Source organism: Chryseobacterium sp. SIMBA_028 (assembly GCF_046535285.1).
Taxonomy (GTDB): Bacteria; Bacteroidota; Bacteroidia; order Flavobacteriales; family Weeksellaceae; genus Chryseobacterium.
The window spans coordinates 241,812-257,197 of record NZ_JAWRWZ010000005.1; the positions used below are offsets into that span (position 1 = coordinate 241,812).

Annotated in this window: 16 protein-coding genes; 7 read left to right on the forward strand and 9 right to left on the reverse strand. The window is 36.1% G+C overall.

Annotated elements, in window-relative coordinates; genetic code table 11:
• Positions 1 to 26: 26 nt before the first annotated feature.
• The gene (locus tag SCA31_RS08765) at positions 27 to 536 is read right to left on the reverse strand and encodes a hypothetical protein (RefSeq protein ID WP_410696560.1); all 510 of its coding nucleotides are present in this window, start codon (positions 534 to 536) and stop codon (positions 27 to 29) included.
• Positions 537 to 594: 58 nt separating this feature from the next.
• Positions 595 to 963, reverse strand: coding sequence for a helix-turn-helix domain-containing protein (locus tag SCA31_RS08770; protein ID WP_332560960.1), 369 nt, complete (start codon positions 961 to 963; stop codon positions 595 to 597).
• Between the two features lie 91 nt (positions 964 to 1,054).
• Here SCA31_RS08770 and SCA31_RS08775 point away from each other — a divergent pair, with 91 nt between their 5' ends.
• Positions 1,055 to 1,585: an NAD(P)H-dependent oxidoreductase gene (locus SCA31_RS08775; RefSeq protein WP_410696561.1), complete on the forward strand. Its 531-nt coding sequence runs from the start codon at positions 1,055 to 1,057 to the stop codon at positions 1,583 to 1,585.
• Positions 1,586 to 1,677: 92 nt separating this feature from the next.
• Here SCA31_RS08775 and SCA31_RS08780 read toward each other — a convergent pair whose 3' ends face one another.
• From SCA31_RS08780 to SCA31_RS08790, 3 genes are all read right to left on the reverse strand, one after another.
• Positions 1,678 to 2,052, reverse strand: a complete 375-nt coding sequence (locus tag SCA31_RS08780; protein WP_410696562.1) for a hypothetical protein — start codon at positions 2,050 to 2,052, stop codon at positions 1,678 to 1,680.
• A gap of 137 nt (positions 2,053 to 2,189) precedes the next feature.
• Entirely contained in the window at positions 2,190 to 3,776 is a 1,587-nt protein-coding gene (locus tag SCA31_RS08785; RefSeq protein ID WP_410696563.1) for a patatin-like phospholipase family protein, read from the reverse strand.
• 86 nt (positions 3,777 to 3,862) lie between these two features.
• The gene (locus SCA31_RS08790; protein ID WP_410696564.1) at positions 3,863 to 4,762 is read right to left on the reverse strand and encodes a CorA family divalent cation transporter; all 900 of its coding nucleotides are present in this window, start codon (positions 4,760 to 4,762) and stop codon (positions 3,863 to 3,865) included.
• A gap of 73 nt (positions 4,763 to 4,835) precedes the next feature.
• Between SCA31_RS08790 and SCA31_RS08795 the strand changes: the two genes are divergently transcribed.
• Complete coding sequence (locus tag SCA31_RS08795; protein ID WP_410696565.1) at positions 4,836 to 5,858, forward strand: 3-oxoacyl-ACP synthase III family protein; 1,023 nt, start codon at positions 4,836 to 4,838, stop codon at positions 5,856 to 5,858.
• A gap of 87 nt (positions 5,859 to 5,945) precedes the next feature.
• Here SCA31_RS08795 and SCA31_RS08800 read toward each other — a convergent pair whose 3' ends face one another.
• The gene (locus tag SCA31_RS08800) at positions 5,946 to 7,106 is read right to left on the reverse strand and encodes a thioredoxin family protein (RefSeq protein WP_410696566.1); all 1,161 of its coding nucleotides are present in this window, start codon (positions 7,104 to 7,106) and stop codon (positions 5,946 to 5,948) included.
• A gap of 293 nt (positions 7,107 to 7,399) precedes the next feature.
• On the opposite strand from SCA31_RS08800, the gene SCA31_RS08805 reads away from it, so the two are divergent.
• Positions 7,400 to 9,025, forward strand: coding sequence for a tetratricopeptide repeat protein (locus tag SCA31_RS08805; RefSeq protein ID WP_410696567.1), 1,626 nt, complete (start codon positions 7,400 to 7,402; stop codon positions 9,023 to 9,025).
• A gap of 402 nt (positions 9,026 to 9,427) precedes the next feature.
• On the opposite strand, the gene SCA31_RS08810 is transcribed toward SCA31_RS08805, so the two are convergent.
• The 3 genes from SCA31_RS08810 to pruA form a co-directional block, all read right to left on the reverse strand.
• Positions 9,428 to 9,631, reverse strand: a complete 204-nt coding sequence (locus SCA31_RS08810) for a hypothetical protein (protein ID WP_410696568.1) — start codon at positions 9,629 to 9,631, stop codon at positions 9,428 to 9,430.
• Positions 9,632 to 9,842: 211 nt separating this feature from the next.
• Positions 9,843 to 10,061: a cytochrome C551 gene (locus tag SCA31_RS08815; protein WP_410696569.1), complete on the reverse strand. Its 219-nt coding sequence runs from the start codon at positions 10,059 to 10,061 to the stop codon at positions 9,843 to 9,845.
• Between the two features lie 318 nt (positions 10,062 to 10,379).
• Positions 10,380 to 12,005 carry an L-glutamate gamma-semialdehyde dehydrogenase gene (pruA, locus tag SCA31_RS08820; protein ID WP_410696570.1) on the reverse strand — a complete coding sequence of 542 codons (1,626 nt, stop codon included), beginning with the start codon at positions 12,003 to 12,005 and terminating at the stop codon, positions 10,380 to 10,382.
• A 410-nt stretch (positions 12,006 to 12,415) separates the two neighbouring features.
• Here pruA and SCA31_RS08825 point away from each other — a divergent pair, with 410 nt between their 5' ends.
• The 4 genes from SCA31_RS08825 (at position 12,416) to ureC (ending at position 15,339) form a co-directional block, all read left to right on the forward strand.
• Positions 12,416 to 12,781 (forward strand): hypothetical protein, encoded by a 366-nt coding sequence (locus SCA31_RS08825; protein ID WP_410696571.1) that lies wholly within the window; start codon positions 12,416 to 12,418, stop codon positions 12,779 to 12,781.
• Positions 12,782 to 12,932: 151 nt separating this feature from the next.
• Positions 12,933 to 13,235 carry an urease subunit gamma gene (gene ureA, locus SCA31_RS08830; protein WP_076352294.1) on the forward strand — a complete coding sequence of 101 codons (303 nt, stop codon included), beginning with the start codon at positions 12,933 to 12,935 and terminating at the stop codon, positions 13,233 to 13,235.
• A gap of 12 nt (positions 13,236 to 13,247) precedes the next feature.
• Complete coding sequence (gene ureB / locus SCA31_RS08835; protein ID WP_410696572.1) at positions 13,248 to 13,616, forward strand: urease subunit beta; 369 nt, start codon at positions 13,248 to 13,250, stop codon at positions 13,614 to 13,616.
• 1 nt (position 13,617) lies between these two features.
• Positions 13,618 to 15,339, forward strand: coding sequence for an urease subunit alpha (gene ureC / locus SCA31_RS08840; RefSeq protein WP_410696573.1), 1,722 nt, complete (start codon positions 13,618 to 13,620; stop codon positions 15,337 to 15,339).
• Positions 15,340 to 15,386: the final 47 nt, after the last annotated feature.

A 15,386-nucleotide genomic window follows, 5' to 3' on the forward strand; every position in this document is an offset into this window, starting at 1 on the left:
CGACTGATTTCCTGTCGGCATGTTTTTTATCTTAGATTTCTTACGGAAACATCAGGTTTTTCACCTTGAGGAACAATGAAAATAGCATTGTCACTAATGCTATCACCAGGATCAAAATAATAACTTCCGGTTACAGGAATCGTGCTGGTCGTAAATTTTCCGGATTTGTCATAGGCAGAATAGGTGACATTGATGATCTGAGCTTTCATCTTCAATTCAATCTTTTTAGAAGTAAGCCTTGCTCCGGTTGCATTAATGCAGTCTAGCTCAATAAGGTTAATATTGCTTACAATCTGTGGAAATGCAGACAATCTGATATTGTATGCCTTATCCGAAGTATTTTTCACTGTTGCAGATACTTTATAGCGGTCATACTGCTTTCCTCCGGATTCAATACTTTCTTTGTTGAGAATGTTGAATGTGACATTCATTCCATTGACTTCCAGAGTCTGACCGTCGGAAATTTTTTGGGCGCTTAAGGATGTTCCCCAAAAAATAGTAGTCGTGAGGGTAATTAAAAAAGTTAAGTTTTTCATTTTGTTAATTTGTGAGTTTAATGAGTATTAAATGTACGTAAAATAACAAAATGAAGAATTATTTACTTTCTTTTGTAAGTTCTTTATGTTCTTTCCCCCATTTTTCAAATTCAAGGATAATGGGTTTTAGTTTATAGCCAATGTCTGTCAGTTCATATTCTACCCGTGGCGGTACTTCTGCATATACCGTTCTTGTAATGATTTTGTCTTCCTCTAATCTGCGGAGTTGAAGAGTCAGCATACGTTCTGTAATGTTTTGAAGACGTTTCTTTAATTCTCCAAATCTCATTTTACCATTAATCAGATAGCAGCAGATGGCAAGTGCCCATTGTCCACCGATAATATTGGAGGCATAGATCTCCGGACATTCATCAGCAAGAGCTTTTTTATTCGCGAAATTGGTTGAGGTTTCCTTTATTTTAGTCATTACTTACATTTTTTATAGTACCATACAATAGGTTGCTAATGTACAAAATGTACGTTACGTATTGTAATTTTGCAATAGAAATTTAAACATAATGAAAACATTAGTTATTGTCACACATCCTGATATTGAAAAATCAATCATTAATAAAAGATGGATCGAGGAATTAGCCAAATATCCTGAAAAATATACCGTTCATCAATTATACAAAGTTTATCCAGATGGTAAAATTAATGTGGCCAGAGAACAGGAGTTGATGGAATCCTATGATAAAATTGTATTTCAGTTTCCTTTCTATTGGTTCAGCAGTCCGCCCATGTTAAAACAATGGCTGGATGAGGTTGTTTTATATGGCTGGGCTTATGGAAGTAACAGTGGATTTAAACTGGAGGGAAAAAAAATGTCATTGGCTGTCACTGCCGGAATTGATAAAGAAGGCTACAGCGAGTCAGGAGAATATAAGTACACGATGAATGAGCTTTTCCGTCCCTATGAACTAACCTTTGATTATATTAAAGCGAAATACGAAGAACCTTTTGTATACTACGGTATAGAGCGTGATTCTTCTGAAGAGTGGATTGAAAATAGCATTCCGATGTATCTGGAGTTTCTGGATCAGTTATAAAAAATAAAAGTAAAGTTGGACCTCTGGGTTCAACTTACTTTTGAATGTATTCAAATGGTTCAACATCCCAATTTTGAGCATATTTTTTCTTTTCAATTAATGTACTTTTCATTAAATTTCTGTAGATCTAATGCTTGTTCTAGAAAATAATCTTTAAACTTATCAGAAATTTTTTTGTCTTTAAACTTGACAATAGTGTATCCACTGTCAATAGCAATAATTTCCAGAATGGATTCCGGGACTGAAAAATGATTGACGTTCCAAACGTTAGTATCCTCAACGGATAAATTAGAAAGCAGTGCTATATCAGGATTAGTATTATTGGGAACAGCAGCAACTATACCCCAGATGACCTGAGGATTACTTTTATATAACTGCTCAAATTGTTGATGATCTAACAAAAAAAAATCTTCATCAAAATTAATTGGAATTAGTTGTTCATTAGAAACAAAATCCAGATCGGTCAAGATCTAGCTATAAGCAGAGAGATCTTCCCAAATAGGTTTGAGAACTTCTTGAAGATTTGTGTGAAATTTTACCTTTTTTGTACTTCTAATAACCCAGTTCATTGATTATTTTTTTCAGCTAAAATAATTAAAAATCGTTATCCCACAGTTGGGGTATCTTCTTCTTTCAGTATTTTTTTCTCCTTCATGGTAAGCATCATCCTCTCGTATTTGTATTTTTCCCAGTCAAATAGGTTAAGGAAGTCAAGGGCAGCCTGAAACCCTCTGTTGAAGAGATCTTCTTTCTCTTCCTTTTTCATAAAGAAGTTCAGCCAGCTGTTTGTACCACAGTTTACAGATTGTATGCTGTATAAACGGTAGAAAGTATGTTTGGTAAGAAAGGTCTTATCATTAAATCCTTTTAGTGTGCTGATGATATTTCCTGCATAGCTGAAAGGTGTTTTAAGAATTTCCGCACTTGTTTTTCCCTTTTCGGAAAGAATATCAGAATCACTCGTCAGTTGAACCCCGAAAAGAGGCATTCTCGGATAAAAAACTTCATCAGCATGAAACAGATCAATAGGAAAATTAGAAATACTGCCTCCATCTATGAAAACACCAACGGGATTAATGTCTTCCTGTTTAGTATTCATCCAGTATCTCCATGCATATTTTATGGAGCTCTCCGTTTTATCAATTCTTTTTTGAAAAGGTTCAAAAAAGAAAGGAACAGACATAGAAGCCCTTATAAACTCTGCAGGACTGGCATGTTTCAATTCCTCTTCAGACCAGTATAAATTGGCCATTGTGGGAAGTTCAACCTTTATTTTAGCATTAATGTCTGTGGTAATGACAACATACTCAGACTGAAGCAGGTAAAACGGATTGTTTTTATAATAATCATTATTGACAACACTGTCATAGAAAATCTTATATCTTGTCAGATCAATATGTTCCTGGTTCTTGGTTTTAATCTTTTCAATACTGTTTAAAGCCATTGTATAATATTCCTGACCGTTCCCGTAACGATAGCTGAGGTTAAGATCCCACTCCTTTTGAATGAATTTTTCATTGAGATGAGCCACGGTTTTTATTCCAAAATCATCCAGAGCTCTTTCCATGGTATTCATGAAAATATTTCCCGGATTAAGTCCGCTGTTTTCCTTTCTGAAGTTGTTGTACAATTTTTTGACACAAAAAAATAGAATAACAGCCGGAACAAGAGGAATCAGAAACATAAGCTTGGCATTCAGTATGGTTTCTGAGGATACTGCAAAAGGAATACTCACCAGAATAATGAAGAAAACTGCCGCAATAAGAGCATTGATTTTGAAAAAGTCCTTATTATTCAGCATGGCATGGAGGGTTGTTTTTACATACGTTTTCCCATCCATAAAATCGGCGAAGTTCCAACTAAAAAGAATATCCTTAATGAGTCTGCTCTTAGGCTCTTCCTTAGTTTTACAAGCCGCAATAAGCATTGTGTTGATTGCTCCGGCGCTGGTTCCTGCTACTTTCAAAAAACGGATCCCGAAAGTTTCGAGACCATAAAGGTAACCTACCAGCGCACTTCCCCAAACACCACCTCCTTCTTGTACAAATTCTATATACTGGTTCCCATGCCGATCCAGAAGATCAGAAAATTCCTTGGCAGAAATATTCTCATGCAAGGCAATAAGCTTATCCTTGGATGCCTGTGAAAGAGAGCCATCTCCCAGAATGGTATTGAGATCTTCCGTTTTCATGTATTTTGTTTTTGGTGGTGCTGAAAAATTGAGCTTTTCTATCTTTCAACGATGGTGGAAGTTTATTCCATACTGATTCCAGGATGTTACCATTGTTTACGTCTTACATAAATAAATGTACTGACAACAACCGTTAACATTACACCCATCGTGATGAAATAACCGTATTTATGATGAAGCTCGGGCATATTATCAAAGTTCATCCCATATACTCCGGCAATAAAGGTGATCGGTAAAAAATAGACGGAGTAAATCGCTAAAACTTTCATTACCTGATTGGCTTTCTGATCAGAAAGAGCTAAAAACATTGAAATAAGGTTGGTTATCTGTATATTCAAATGATCAAAATCTGCGACTACATCCTTGTGTTTATCCTTTAAATCCACAATTTCTGAATCCTGTAAATTCAAAAGCTTGAATTTGTCAATAGCATCTGTAGAGATCACCAGCACACGAGAGTTCAGCCCTGATTTTCGCTTCAGCTTATACAATCTTCGGATCTGACTTGTATGATTGGTATTTTTAAGGAAAATTTCATTTTCAATATTGTCCATAGTCTCCAGCAGGCTTATGGACTCGTCATCAAAGCTCTTCATGATGAGTATGGCAATCATCAGGGCAATTTTTTGAGGGGTTGCCTCTTCTTGTACTACTGAAAGTTTTTTTTTCGTTTCAGAAATACTTCTGGTTTTCATCCTATGGATGGTAATAATGGTTTTATCCAGTATGAAAATTGCAATCTTTGTACTGATATCACTTATCGTATTCAGGTTTTTCCTTTCCAGCTCTGTGCTTTCGCGGAGAAGGAAGAACTTTACATTTCCGTCTTCTTCATATTTTGGGAGGTGATTAGGGTCTATAGTATCTTCCAGAAGAAGATTGTTGATTTCGTATCGTTCATGAAGAAATTTTAGGTCTTCTGCAGTAGGAGCCTCTACATCTACCCATTCGCAGTGGGTGCTTCTGTATATCGTATCAATTGGCATAAAGTAAAAATACTAATATTTTGAAAAAGTATGTGTTAAATAAGTTTTATCTTTGCCAAAATTAAAAAACTATATGATTAAAAGTACAATAAAAGGAGTTGGATTTTATGTTCCAGATAATGTTGTTACAAATGATGATTTAGCAAAATTAATGACCACCAATGATGAATGGATTACGGAGAGGACAGGCATCAAGGAACGAAGACACAGAAAAAATAGAAACGATTCTCAGGAAACAGCAGCTTACCTGGGATTCAAAGCTTCTGAAAAGGCCCTTGAAAAAGCAGGTTTAACAGCTAAAGATATCGACTACATTGTTTTTGCAACGCTTTCTCCGGATTATTATTTTCCTGGATGTGGAGTCTTGCTTCAGGATATGCTGGGATGTGATACCATTGGAGCCTTAGACGTGAGAAACCAGTGTTCAGGATTTGTATACTCTATGAGTGTTGCCAATGCGTTTATAAAGTCTGGAACCTATAAAAATATCCTTGTTGTAGGAGCAGAAGTTCATTCATTTGGATTGGATTTTTCTGATGAGGGAAGAGGGGTTTCTGTTATTTTCGGAGATGGAGCAGGAGCGGTTGTACTTTCTGCAACAGAAGATGAAAATGCAGGAGATATTTTAGCCGTAAATATGCATTCTGAGGGTAAATATGCTGATGAACTTTGTACTCAGTTCCCTGGTTCTAAGTTTGGATGGAGTGATAGAATGAGAAAAGAACCTGAAAATGTAACGAATAAGGAAGTATACCCAATCATGAACGGAAACTTCGTATTTAAACATGCGGTAACAAGATTTCCGGAGACGATGATGGAAGCTTTAAATAAGGCTGGAAAAACTGTTGAGGATCTTGACATGTTTATCCCACATCAGGCGAACCTTAGAATTGCTCAGTTTGTACAGCAGAAATTTGGTCTTCCGGATGATAAAGTCTTTAATAATATTCAAAAATACGGAAATACAACGGCAGCTTCCATTCCCATTGCATTAAGTGAAGCCATTGAGCTAGGCAAAATTAAAAGAGGAGATTTAGTCCTTCTTTCTGCCTTTGGAAGTGGATTTACCTGGGGAAGTGTTCTTTTTGAATACTAATGGGAGCAGAAAAGAGCTATCAACAGGATACAACATAAAAAAAACCGCAGAACAATCTGCGGTTTTTTTCATTTTATAGATTACCAATTAAAGGCTTTTTAATAATTTCTCTGTATCAGAAGAATCCTCTCCTGAACTTTTTGCCAGTTCAATGGATTTTTCGGCCCACATTTTAGCATTTTTTTTGTCACCCATTTTATTGTAAAGATTAGCAAGAGTATCTGTATTGGCAAAGTTCTGATCTTTCTTTACAGACTCCTGTGCCCAAGCTACTGCTTTTTCTAATGAAGACTTATTAGTGATGTTTTCAAAAAAGTTCCAGGCCAGTGAATTGAGCTCGCCAGAGCTTGCCGAAGAATAATCCTGATAGATTTCCAGAGCCAATTTTTCATAAGTAGGAATATCTTTGTTTTTTAAAGCTCTGCTGGCTTTTGCTCTTTTTAGAGCCTTTTCAGCATCTTCCTTACTCATCAGTTTTTGAGTTTCTGTTATGAAATAATTGTCATTCCAGGTTTTTGTATCTGCATTGTAAGCCTTTTTAGAAATAGTATTCAGTTTAATACTTTTGTCAAACTTTTCATACTTATCTTCCGGGAAAAATTTTACAATCTCATTCTTTTTTTGCTGAAAGATTTTATACAAAGGACTTTCTGTACTTTGCGTTCCTGCAAGAAGTATTTGAACGTCATCCTGATCAAGCTCCTTTTTTTGTGCAAAATAACGGTCCAGTACTTTGCCTGCAAACTCAGCATCATTGTACATCGTAAGTCCGGCAAGGTTTTTTAAGAATTCAGGATCTTTCTCCCCCTTTTCAAACTGCAGTTTCAGAGAAGTAAGTCTTTTGTTTGGGTCCTCAGCATCTTTTGCAAACTGAATGAAGTCTTTTTCTTCAACATAGCCCAGTGTTCTGTGTACAGCTTCACCATTACCATCAATGAATAAATAGGTAGGGAAAGCCTTTACATTATATTTTTTTGCAATATCTACTCCCTCACCTTTTTCCATATCAATTTTAGCATTGATGAAGTGAGCGTTGTAGTAGTCACCTACATTCTTAAGTGGGAAAACATTTTTCACCATAAGTTTACAAGGTCCACACCATGAAGCATAGGCATCTATAAAGACCAATTTGTTTTCTTTTTTAGCCTTGGCAAGGATAGAGGCAAAGTTGCCCTCCTCGAATTTGATTCCCTGCGCCCACGCAAGAGCACCTATAAATAGAGAAGAAAGTATCGCTAATTTTTTCATAAAAACTTTTTATTCCCTGCAAATGTAATAAATATGATGACATTTAAGCAGTTCATATTGAAAATAATTATCAACGAACTTTGTTTTTAATATAGGTATAGGCTCATATGAAAGAAAATCATCTATTGTTTTAGACTTATTGTTAAAATTAATGTAAAATGAGATTTTAGTTAAATGATTAAATTTCAGAAGAATATTTCATTCAAAAGCAAAATATTGCTAATTTTGTAAAAAACAAAAAGACACCTCGTGAAAAAATGATGAATTATTATAGAATAATAATTTGTTTTTTTATGTCTAATAATCTACTGAGAATCTTGTTTTTGCTGATTACAGCAATCCCCATATTTGCCCAAAAACAGAACAGCTTCGACCAAGCTTGTGAAAGAGCTTCCTCCATCACTGCCTATAAAGATTTAAGCAAGGCGATCAAGACGGCTGATTCGCTCTATATGGCTGCCCAAAAACCGGAAGAGAAAGTAAAGAGTCTTTTTCTTTCCTCAGAGCTTTATCACCATGCAGGAGAAATTAAAAAGGCAATATGCTATAGTGAAAATGCCCATTCACTAATCAATCAGATGAATGATGCCGAATGGATGGCCCGTGTAAGCAGATTATTGTCGAGACAATATAGACAGGTAGGGTTATACGAAAGAGCGAAAAAATACATTTCTAAAGGACTGGATGCGTCCAGGCAAATTTCTGATTTTCAAAAAAGCAATGAAGTGGAAGGACTGTTGAATCAGGAGATGGCTTTCTATGAAATGGAAGTTGGAAACTATGTAAATGCTATAGAACATATTGAGTTTTCCTTAAAGAATTTTGAGAAAATAAACAGTCAGAATGAAGACCGTACCTTAGCCGCTTCCTATCAGTTATTAGGAGATATTTATTTTAAGCTTAACGATTATGATGTTTCTGAAAGCTATTATAAAAAGGCTGAAGAATTACTTAAAGAGGGGAGCTGTACCCTGGGGTTGGTCTATAACGGGTTGGGTGGGATTCGTCTGAAACAGAAAAATTGGAAAGATGCAGAACTCTATCTGAAAAAAGCAGAAAAAATAGCAGATACTTCCAGAAGCCTAAAGCTTAAAAAAGCTGTATATTCTAATATCAATGATTATTATGAAGGGACAGGAGATAACTTTAAAGCTTCCTTATATGCCGTTAAATATGTAAGGGCATATGATAGTATTGCTGCCCGTAATCAAGAATTTGTAGGGAAAAGTAATGTGTTGGCAGGTAAAACAAATAAAGGGAACAGGCAAATGAGTATAGCCAAAAATGTTGCAATTATTATCTTGTTTGTTTCTTTGGTTGGTTTGATTATATTTTTCAGAACAAAGCAAAAAAAGCAACGTTCAAAACTTAGGAATATCATAAGAAGCCAGGTGAATATGATTAGCGGTACCAGAACTAAGATTATAAGGCAGCCTGAGGATGCTGAATTTTCAAATATATCTGTAGAAGAAATTGAAGAAAAGGACAGCGAAGCAGACAGAAAAAGAAATGATTCTCTGATGACCTCCGAAACAGAGGCCAAGCTACTTGAACTGCTTGAAGGATTTGAAAAAGGAAATCTTTATAACAATAAGGGAATGTCTCTTTCTTTTCTGGCAGGTGAACTTAATACCAATACAAAATATCTTTCTTATGTAATTAATCAGCACAAAAGTGCCGATTTCAAAACTTATATCAACCGATTAAGGATTAATTATATTGTAGACAAGCTGATTAATGATGAAAAGTACAGGCAGTATAAAATCAGTATTCTGGCTGATGAGTGTGGTTTCTCTTCACACAGTAAGTTTGCTGCTATATTCAAGGCGGTTACTGATTTTTCTCCATCATCCTATATTAAATATCTTGATGCTGAAAATCAAACAAGTAAAGGTGTTCATTTTCGCGAAAATGATTAAAAAAGAATGTTTTTTTTCATTCTACCTTACCGCTTTTCGTGAAAATGGATAACCTATTATTTTATGTAACCCTGCTGCTATCCTATCTTTGCGACAGTTTTACGGGAATGAATACAATCATCATGCAACTCATTAATCTTATTTTCGAAGCCATTCTGTTTCTTCTGAAATAAAAGCTAAGATAAATTCTCATACGCTACAAGCCAAACCATAAAACTTTAGATAGGGAATACATGTATATTTCGTTGTTATGAGATCATCACTATTCCTCTTTTATCTGCTAAAAATTTCCTATTCTGACAAGGAGTAGGGATCATACAATATAATCGGGGTTGATTGCCCGGTTTTTTTCAGTCAAGTTTTTTTAAGTGCAAATCCACAGATCATCTGTGGATTTGCGATTTATTTAGCTTTTGTACTGTCGGTTTTTGCTTTTGAAGTATCTATGGGGGCTGGCTCAGAATTTGCCACAGCAGAATCTCCCATTCTGTTTCTCAGAGAATCCTTATCATGGGCATCCTTGAATTCCTCTCTTTTTTCTTTGTTTTGAGCACAGCTTCCAAGGAAAAGAAGTCCAAGAATTGCTCCGATCCATAATTTTTTCATACAAATACTTTTTAATGTTTGATGTTAATCAAATATAGTGATTTTTGTAAAAGATTAAAAGATCTTAATATTAAATTTCACTAGGAGTGGACTTTAGCCGCTTTCATTGTAAATACAATGGTCATTTGGCTTTCATCAAAAGTTAAGATCAAAAAAAATCTGCAGCCATTTTATCTACAGATTTTCAATTTTAAATTAAACACGTACCGTCCTATTTGACAGGAGATGTTGTTGCTGAATCCATTTTCACTTTGATACTGTCCGGATTCGTCTTTTTTGTAGCCATGGTATCAGTAGTAGCGGATGATGCTTTTTGAGCCTTATCGGCTGCTAGTGAATCACTGTTACTTGTTGGCATGGACGACTCCTTGGTTCCACAGCTCACTGCAAATAATCCTACGCCGATAGCTGTTAGCAATAACTTTTTCATACTATTTTATTTTGGGGTGTAATCGTAAAAAATCAATAACTATTCCTAACAGGGGGTATGAAGTGGTAAAATATAGGTAAAGTTTGTTAAAAGATGTTAGATAAGTAGGGAATAGGTAATGGGACGGTTTTGAGTGTTAGAGTATTAGGGTATGGTAGAAGCAAAGTTCTTTTCTGATTGTAGTTAACTTTAAACTTTGAACCTTGAACCTTGAATTTTTAAGGTATTTTCATAAAAAAGCCCCGAAACCGAAATTCCGAGGCTGTATGTAAAAAACAGACAATCATTAGTTATTGCCTATTATTCATTATTTATAAATTATCCTAAGTATGGATATTTGTAATCCTTTGGAGAAACAAAAGTTTCTTTTACGCTTCTTACAGACGTCCATCTTAGAAGATTCATTTTAGAACCAGCTTTATCGTTAGTTCCTGAAGCTCTACCACCACCGAAAGGTTGTTGTCCTACTACAGCACCTGTTGGTTTATCATTGATATAGAAGTTTCCTGAAGCATTTTCTAAAGCCTTGTAAGCTTCATTGATGGCGTAACGGTCTTGAGAGAATACAGAACCCGTTAATGAATAAGGAGAAGAAGAATCAACTACCTTAAGAGTCTCTTTCCAGTCCTTATCTTCATAAACAAATACAGATAAGATTGGTCCGAAGATTTCCTCTACCATACTTTCATATTGAGAGTTTGTAGTTTCAATTACAGTTGGGTGTACAAACCATCCTTTAGAATCATCACATGTTCCACCAATAGCTACAGTAGCTTCTGATGATGCATTCGCTCTATCGATATATCCTTTACATTTTTCGAAAGAATTTTTGTCGATTACAGCATTCACAAAGTTAGAAGTATCTTCCGGAGTACCTACTTTAATAGTACTCATCTGAGCCTCCATTACCTTTTTCACATCAGCCCAAAGAGACTTAGGAACATAAGCTCTAGAAGCAGCAGAACATTTTTGTCCTTGGTATTCAAAAGCTCCTCTTACCAAAGCAGTAGCTACAGCTTCTACGTTAGCAGATGGGTGGGCAATGACAAAGTCTTTACCACCAGTTTCTCCAACAATTCTTGGGTATGTTCTGTAGTTATGGATATTGTCACCGATCATTTTCCACATTCCCTGGAATACTTTTGTAGATCCTGTGAAGTGAAGACCTGCGAAATCTCTGTGAGCCAATACCTTTTCAGCAGTATCTTTTCCATCCGTGAAGATCATGTTGATTACCCCTGCAGGAAGACCAGCTTCAGTTAATACATCCATGATTACTTTAGCAGAATAAACCTGCTTGTCAGACGGTTTCCAAACCACTACGTTTCCTAACATTGCCATACAAGTAGGAAGGTTTCCAGAGATTGCTGTAAAGTTGAAAGGAGTTACTGCAAAGCAGAATCCTTCCAATGGTCTGTATTCTACACGGTTCCAGATTCCGTTGTCAGAAACTGGTTGCTCAGAATACATTTCTGTCATGAACTCTACGTTGAATCTTAAGAAGTCGATGAACTCACAAGCCGCATCAATTTCAGCCTGGTGTACGTTTTTAGACTGCCCAATCATCGTTGCTGCGTTGATAACATCTCTGTAAGGACCAGCTAATAGATCAGCTGCCTTTAAGAAAATAGCTGCACGTTGTTCCCAACCTAGCGCGTTCCATTCTTCTTTAGCTGCCAATGCCGCGTTGATAGCGTCATCCACATGCTGCATACCACCTTTGTAATAAAATCCGAAGTCATGAGCATGATCTTGTGGAGACTGAAGCTGTACTTTTTCGTCAGTTTTTACTTCTTTTCCGTTGATGATCATTGGAATTTCAACCTTTTCAGCCCACATTTTCTTGTAGGTATTGATAAGGCTTTTAACTTCTGGAGATCCCGGTACATAAGAATTTACCGGCTCATTTACCGCTAATGGTACTTGCGAAATTGCTTTTGACATATTACGTTTTATTATTTTTATTAAAATTAAATAAGTAAGTTGTATACAAATTTACGATAATTATAAGGAAAGAAAAAAATACCGTATGTTTTTATGAAATAAACTTTTTTGTTAATCAATAAGCAGTAAATATTATGTATTTGAAAATAAAAGATAGTAATGTTTTATAATTTCATTGAATGTTTTGAAGAGAATAAAATAACAGTAAAAATGTTGTAATTATATGAATAGTGACAAATAAATATTTGTCATAGTTGTTTTTTTATTCTTAATTATTGTAATAAAGGTAGTTATGAGTAAATGTGGATTTTCATTAAAATTGTATTTGTTGCGATTTTGAACATTTTAAATAAATTTTTAGATAGCCTGCCTTTTAAGATTACTCTAATTTTACATCATTATTAACAGGTATGAAAAAAAGAGTCATATTTTTCTCTTTTGTAATGTTTTTCTCAGCTTTATGTGTAAGTCTTTTTGCACATAAAGGGAAAACTCAACCATACTCTGATGTCTTATCAAAAATCCATCTTCTCCAACAAAAATCGGATCAGCAGACCCAGACTGAAATCTATAATTTTTCAGATGCACAGGATCTACAGGATTCCAATGATTGGGAGAAAGTAAAATTTGATTATTCAATACTTGCAGAACAATGGCTTAATTATTTTTTTGCAGATTATTCTTATAATACTCAGGTTGCGGCTGTTCAAAGCGGGACCTATATTACAGCACCCAGATACATTCTGTATCATGCCCTGCAGATAGCAGGCTGCTAATCCTTTTTTAATTTAATGATGAATTATGGTTTGTATTAATGTACAGATCTATAGAAGTCATTTCTCAATTTTAATTTTCTGAACACTTCTTATTTGCCTTTACAACAAGGCAGACCAGATACTGTTTGCCCAATTTTAAATAAAAAATACTATGCACTTAACACCGAGAGAAACGGAGAAGCTTATGCTATTTCTGGCAGGAGAGCTTGCTCTAAAAAGAAAGGCAAGAGGCCTTAAACTAAACTATCCAGAATCAATAGCATTGATCAGCCATTTTTTGCTTGAAGGCGCAAGAGACGGAAAAAGAGTAGCTGAACTGATGCAGGAAGGAGCCAACCTTCTTACTAAAGATGATGTGATGCCGGGCGTGGCAGAAATGATCCACGATGTTCAGATAGAAGCCACATTTCCTGATGGAACAAAGCTGGTAACCGTACACAATCCAATCCGTTAATCCCTATTGATCATGATACCAGGAGAAATTTTTGTAAAAGAAGGTACAATTATCTGCAACGAAGGCAGAGAAACTGTAAAAATAAAAGTAACAAATACTGGAGACCGTCCTATTCAGGTAGGTTCACACTTTCATTTTTTTGAAGTCAATAAAGCTATGAGTTTTGCCCGCGAAAAAGCTTTCGGAAAGAGACTGAATATTGTAGCAAGTACTGCAGTTCGTTTCGAACCGGGAGAGGTAAAGGAAGTAGAACTGGTAGAAATAGGAGGAACCAAAAAAGCAATGGGCTTCAATAACCTTGTTGACGGGCAGGTAGATTCTGAAGAACAGAAAAAAACAAGCCTTGCAAAAGTTGAAGAGTTAAACTTTAAAAATCACTAAGATGAGCTTACACGTAGACAGAAAACAATACGCCAATATATTAGGTCCAACAGCAGGAGATAAAATCAGGCTTGGTGACACTGAAATTATCATAGAAATTGAAAAAGATTTCACCCATTACGGAGACGAAGCCGTTTTCGGAGGTGGAAAAACCGTGCGTGACGGAATGGGACAAAATGTAACGGCAAAAAGAGATGAAGGGGTTTTGGACCTTTGTATCACTGGGGCAGTAATCATTGACCATTGGGGAATTGTAAAAGGAGATATCGGAATAAAAAATGGTAAAATTGTAGGAATCGGAAAAGCAGGGAATCCTGATACGATGGACGGTGTATCTCCTAATATGATTATCGGAGCCTCAACCGAAGTTCACGGAGGAAAAGGGTATATTGTAACAGCAGGAGGTATTGATACCCATATTCACTATATCTGTCCACAACAAATCGAAACCTCTTTGTATAGTGGAATCACCACAATGATAGGAGGAGGAACAGGTCCTAATGACGGAACTAATGCTACTACCGTTACTCCGGGTAAATTCAATATGCAGAAAATGCTTGAAGCAGCAGAAGAATATCCAATGAATCTTGGGTTTTTCGGGAAAGGAAACTGTTCTGCAGAAGGGCCCATTGAAGAGCAGGTGGAAGCAGGTGCTTTGGGAGTAAAGATTCATGAAGACTGGGGTGCAACTCCAGCAACGATAGATGCAGCCTTAAAAGTAGCAGATAAATATGACGTTCAGGTGGCTATCCACACTGATACTCTAAACGAGGGAGGTTTCCTGGAAGATACTATGAGAGCAATCAACGGAAGAGTAATCCACACATTCCATACGGAAGGTGCTGGTGGAGGACATGCTCCTGATATCATTAAAGCAGCAATGTATCCCAATGTACTACCGGCTTCTACAAACCCTACACGACCTTACACAATCAATACAATTGATGAACATTTAGATATGTTGATGGTATGCCACCACCTGAGCAAGAATATTCCTGAAGATGTGGCATTTGCAGATTCACGTATTCGTCCTGAAACGATTGCTGCTGAGGATATTCTTCACGATATGGGAGTTTTCAGTATTATGAGTTCTGATTCTCAGGCAATGGGAAGACCGGGTGAAGTTATCACAAGAACCTGGCAGACGGCCAGTAAAATGAAAGAGCAGAGAGGTGATTTAGCGGAAGATAAAGATAGCGGGAATGACAACTATCGTGCAAAAAGATATGTTGCAAAATATACGATTAACCCGGCAATTGCACACGGTATTTCAGAATATGTAGGATCTCTTGAAGAGGGAAAATTAGCAGATTTGGTTATTTGGAAACCTGCATTATTTGGAGTGAAACCTGAAATGATTGTAAAAGGAGGATTTGTAATTGCTGCTAAAATGGGAGACCCGAATGCATCTATCCCGACACCGCAGCCAATTATCTACAGAAATATGTTTGGGGCCCACGGAAAAGCTAAGTTTGGTATTTGTGCCAACTTCGTTTCTAAGGTATCTATCGATAATGGAACCATTGCTTCTTACAAATTGGAAAAAATGATTCTTCCGGTAAAAAACTGTAGAAATATTTCCAAGGCAGACCTTATCCATAATGATAAAACTCCATTAATTGAAGTGAATCCTGAAAACTATAAAGTAACGGTAGATGGTGAATATATCACTTGTGAACCGGCAGAGAAACTTCCTTTAACACAGTTGTATTACTTGTTCTAGAATAAACCTGACTGATCTTATAGGCTTCCAATGCCTATAAGATTTAT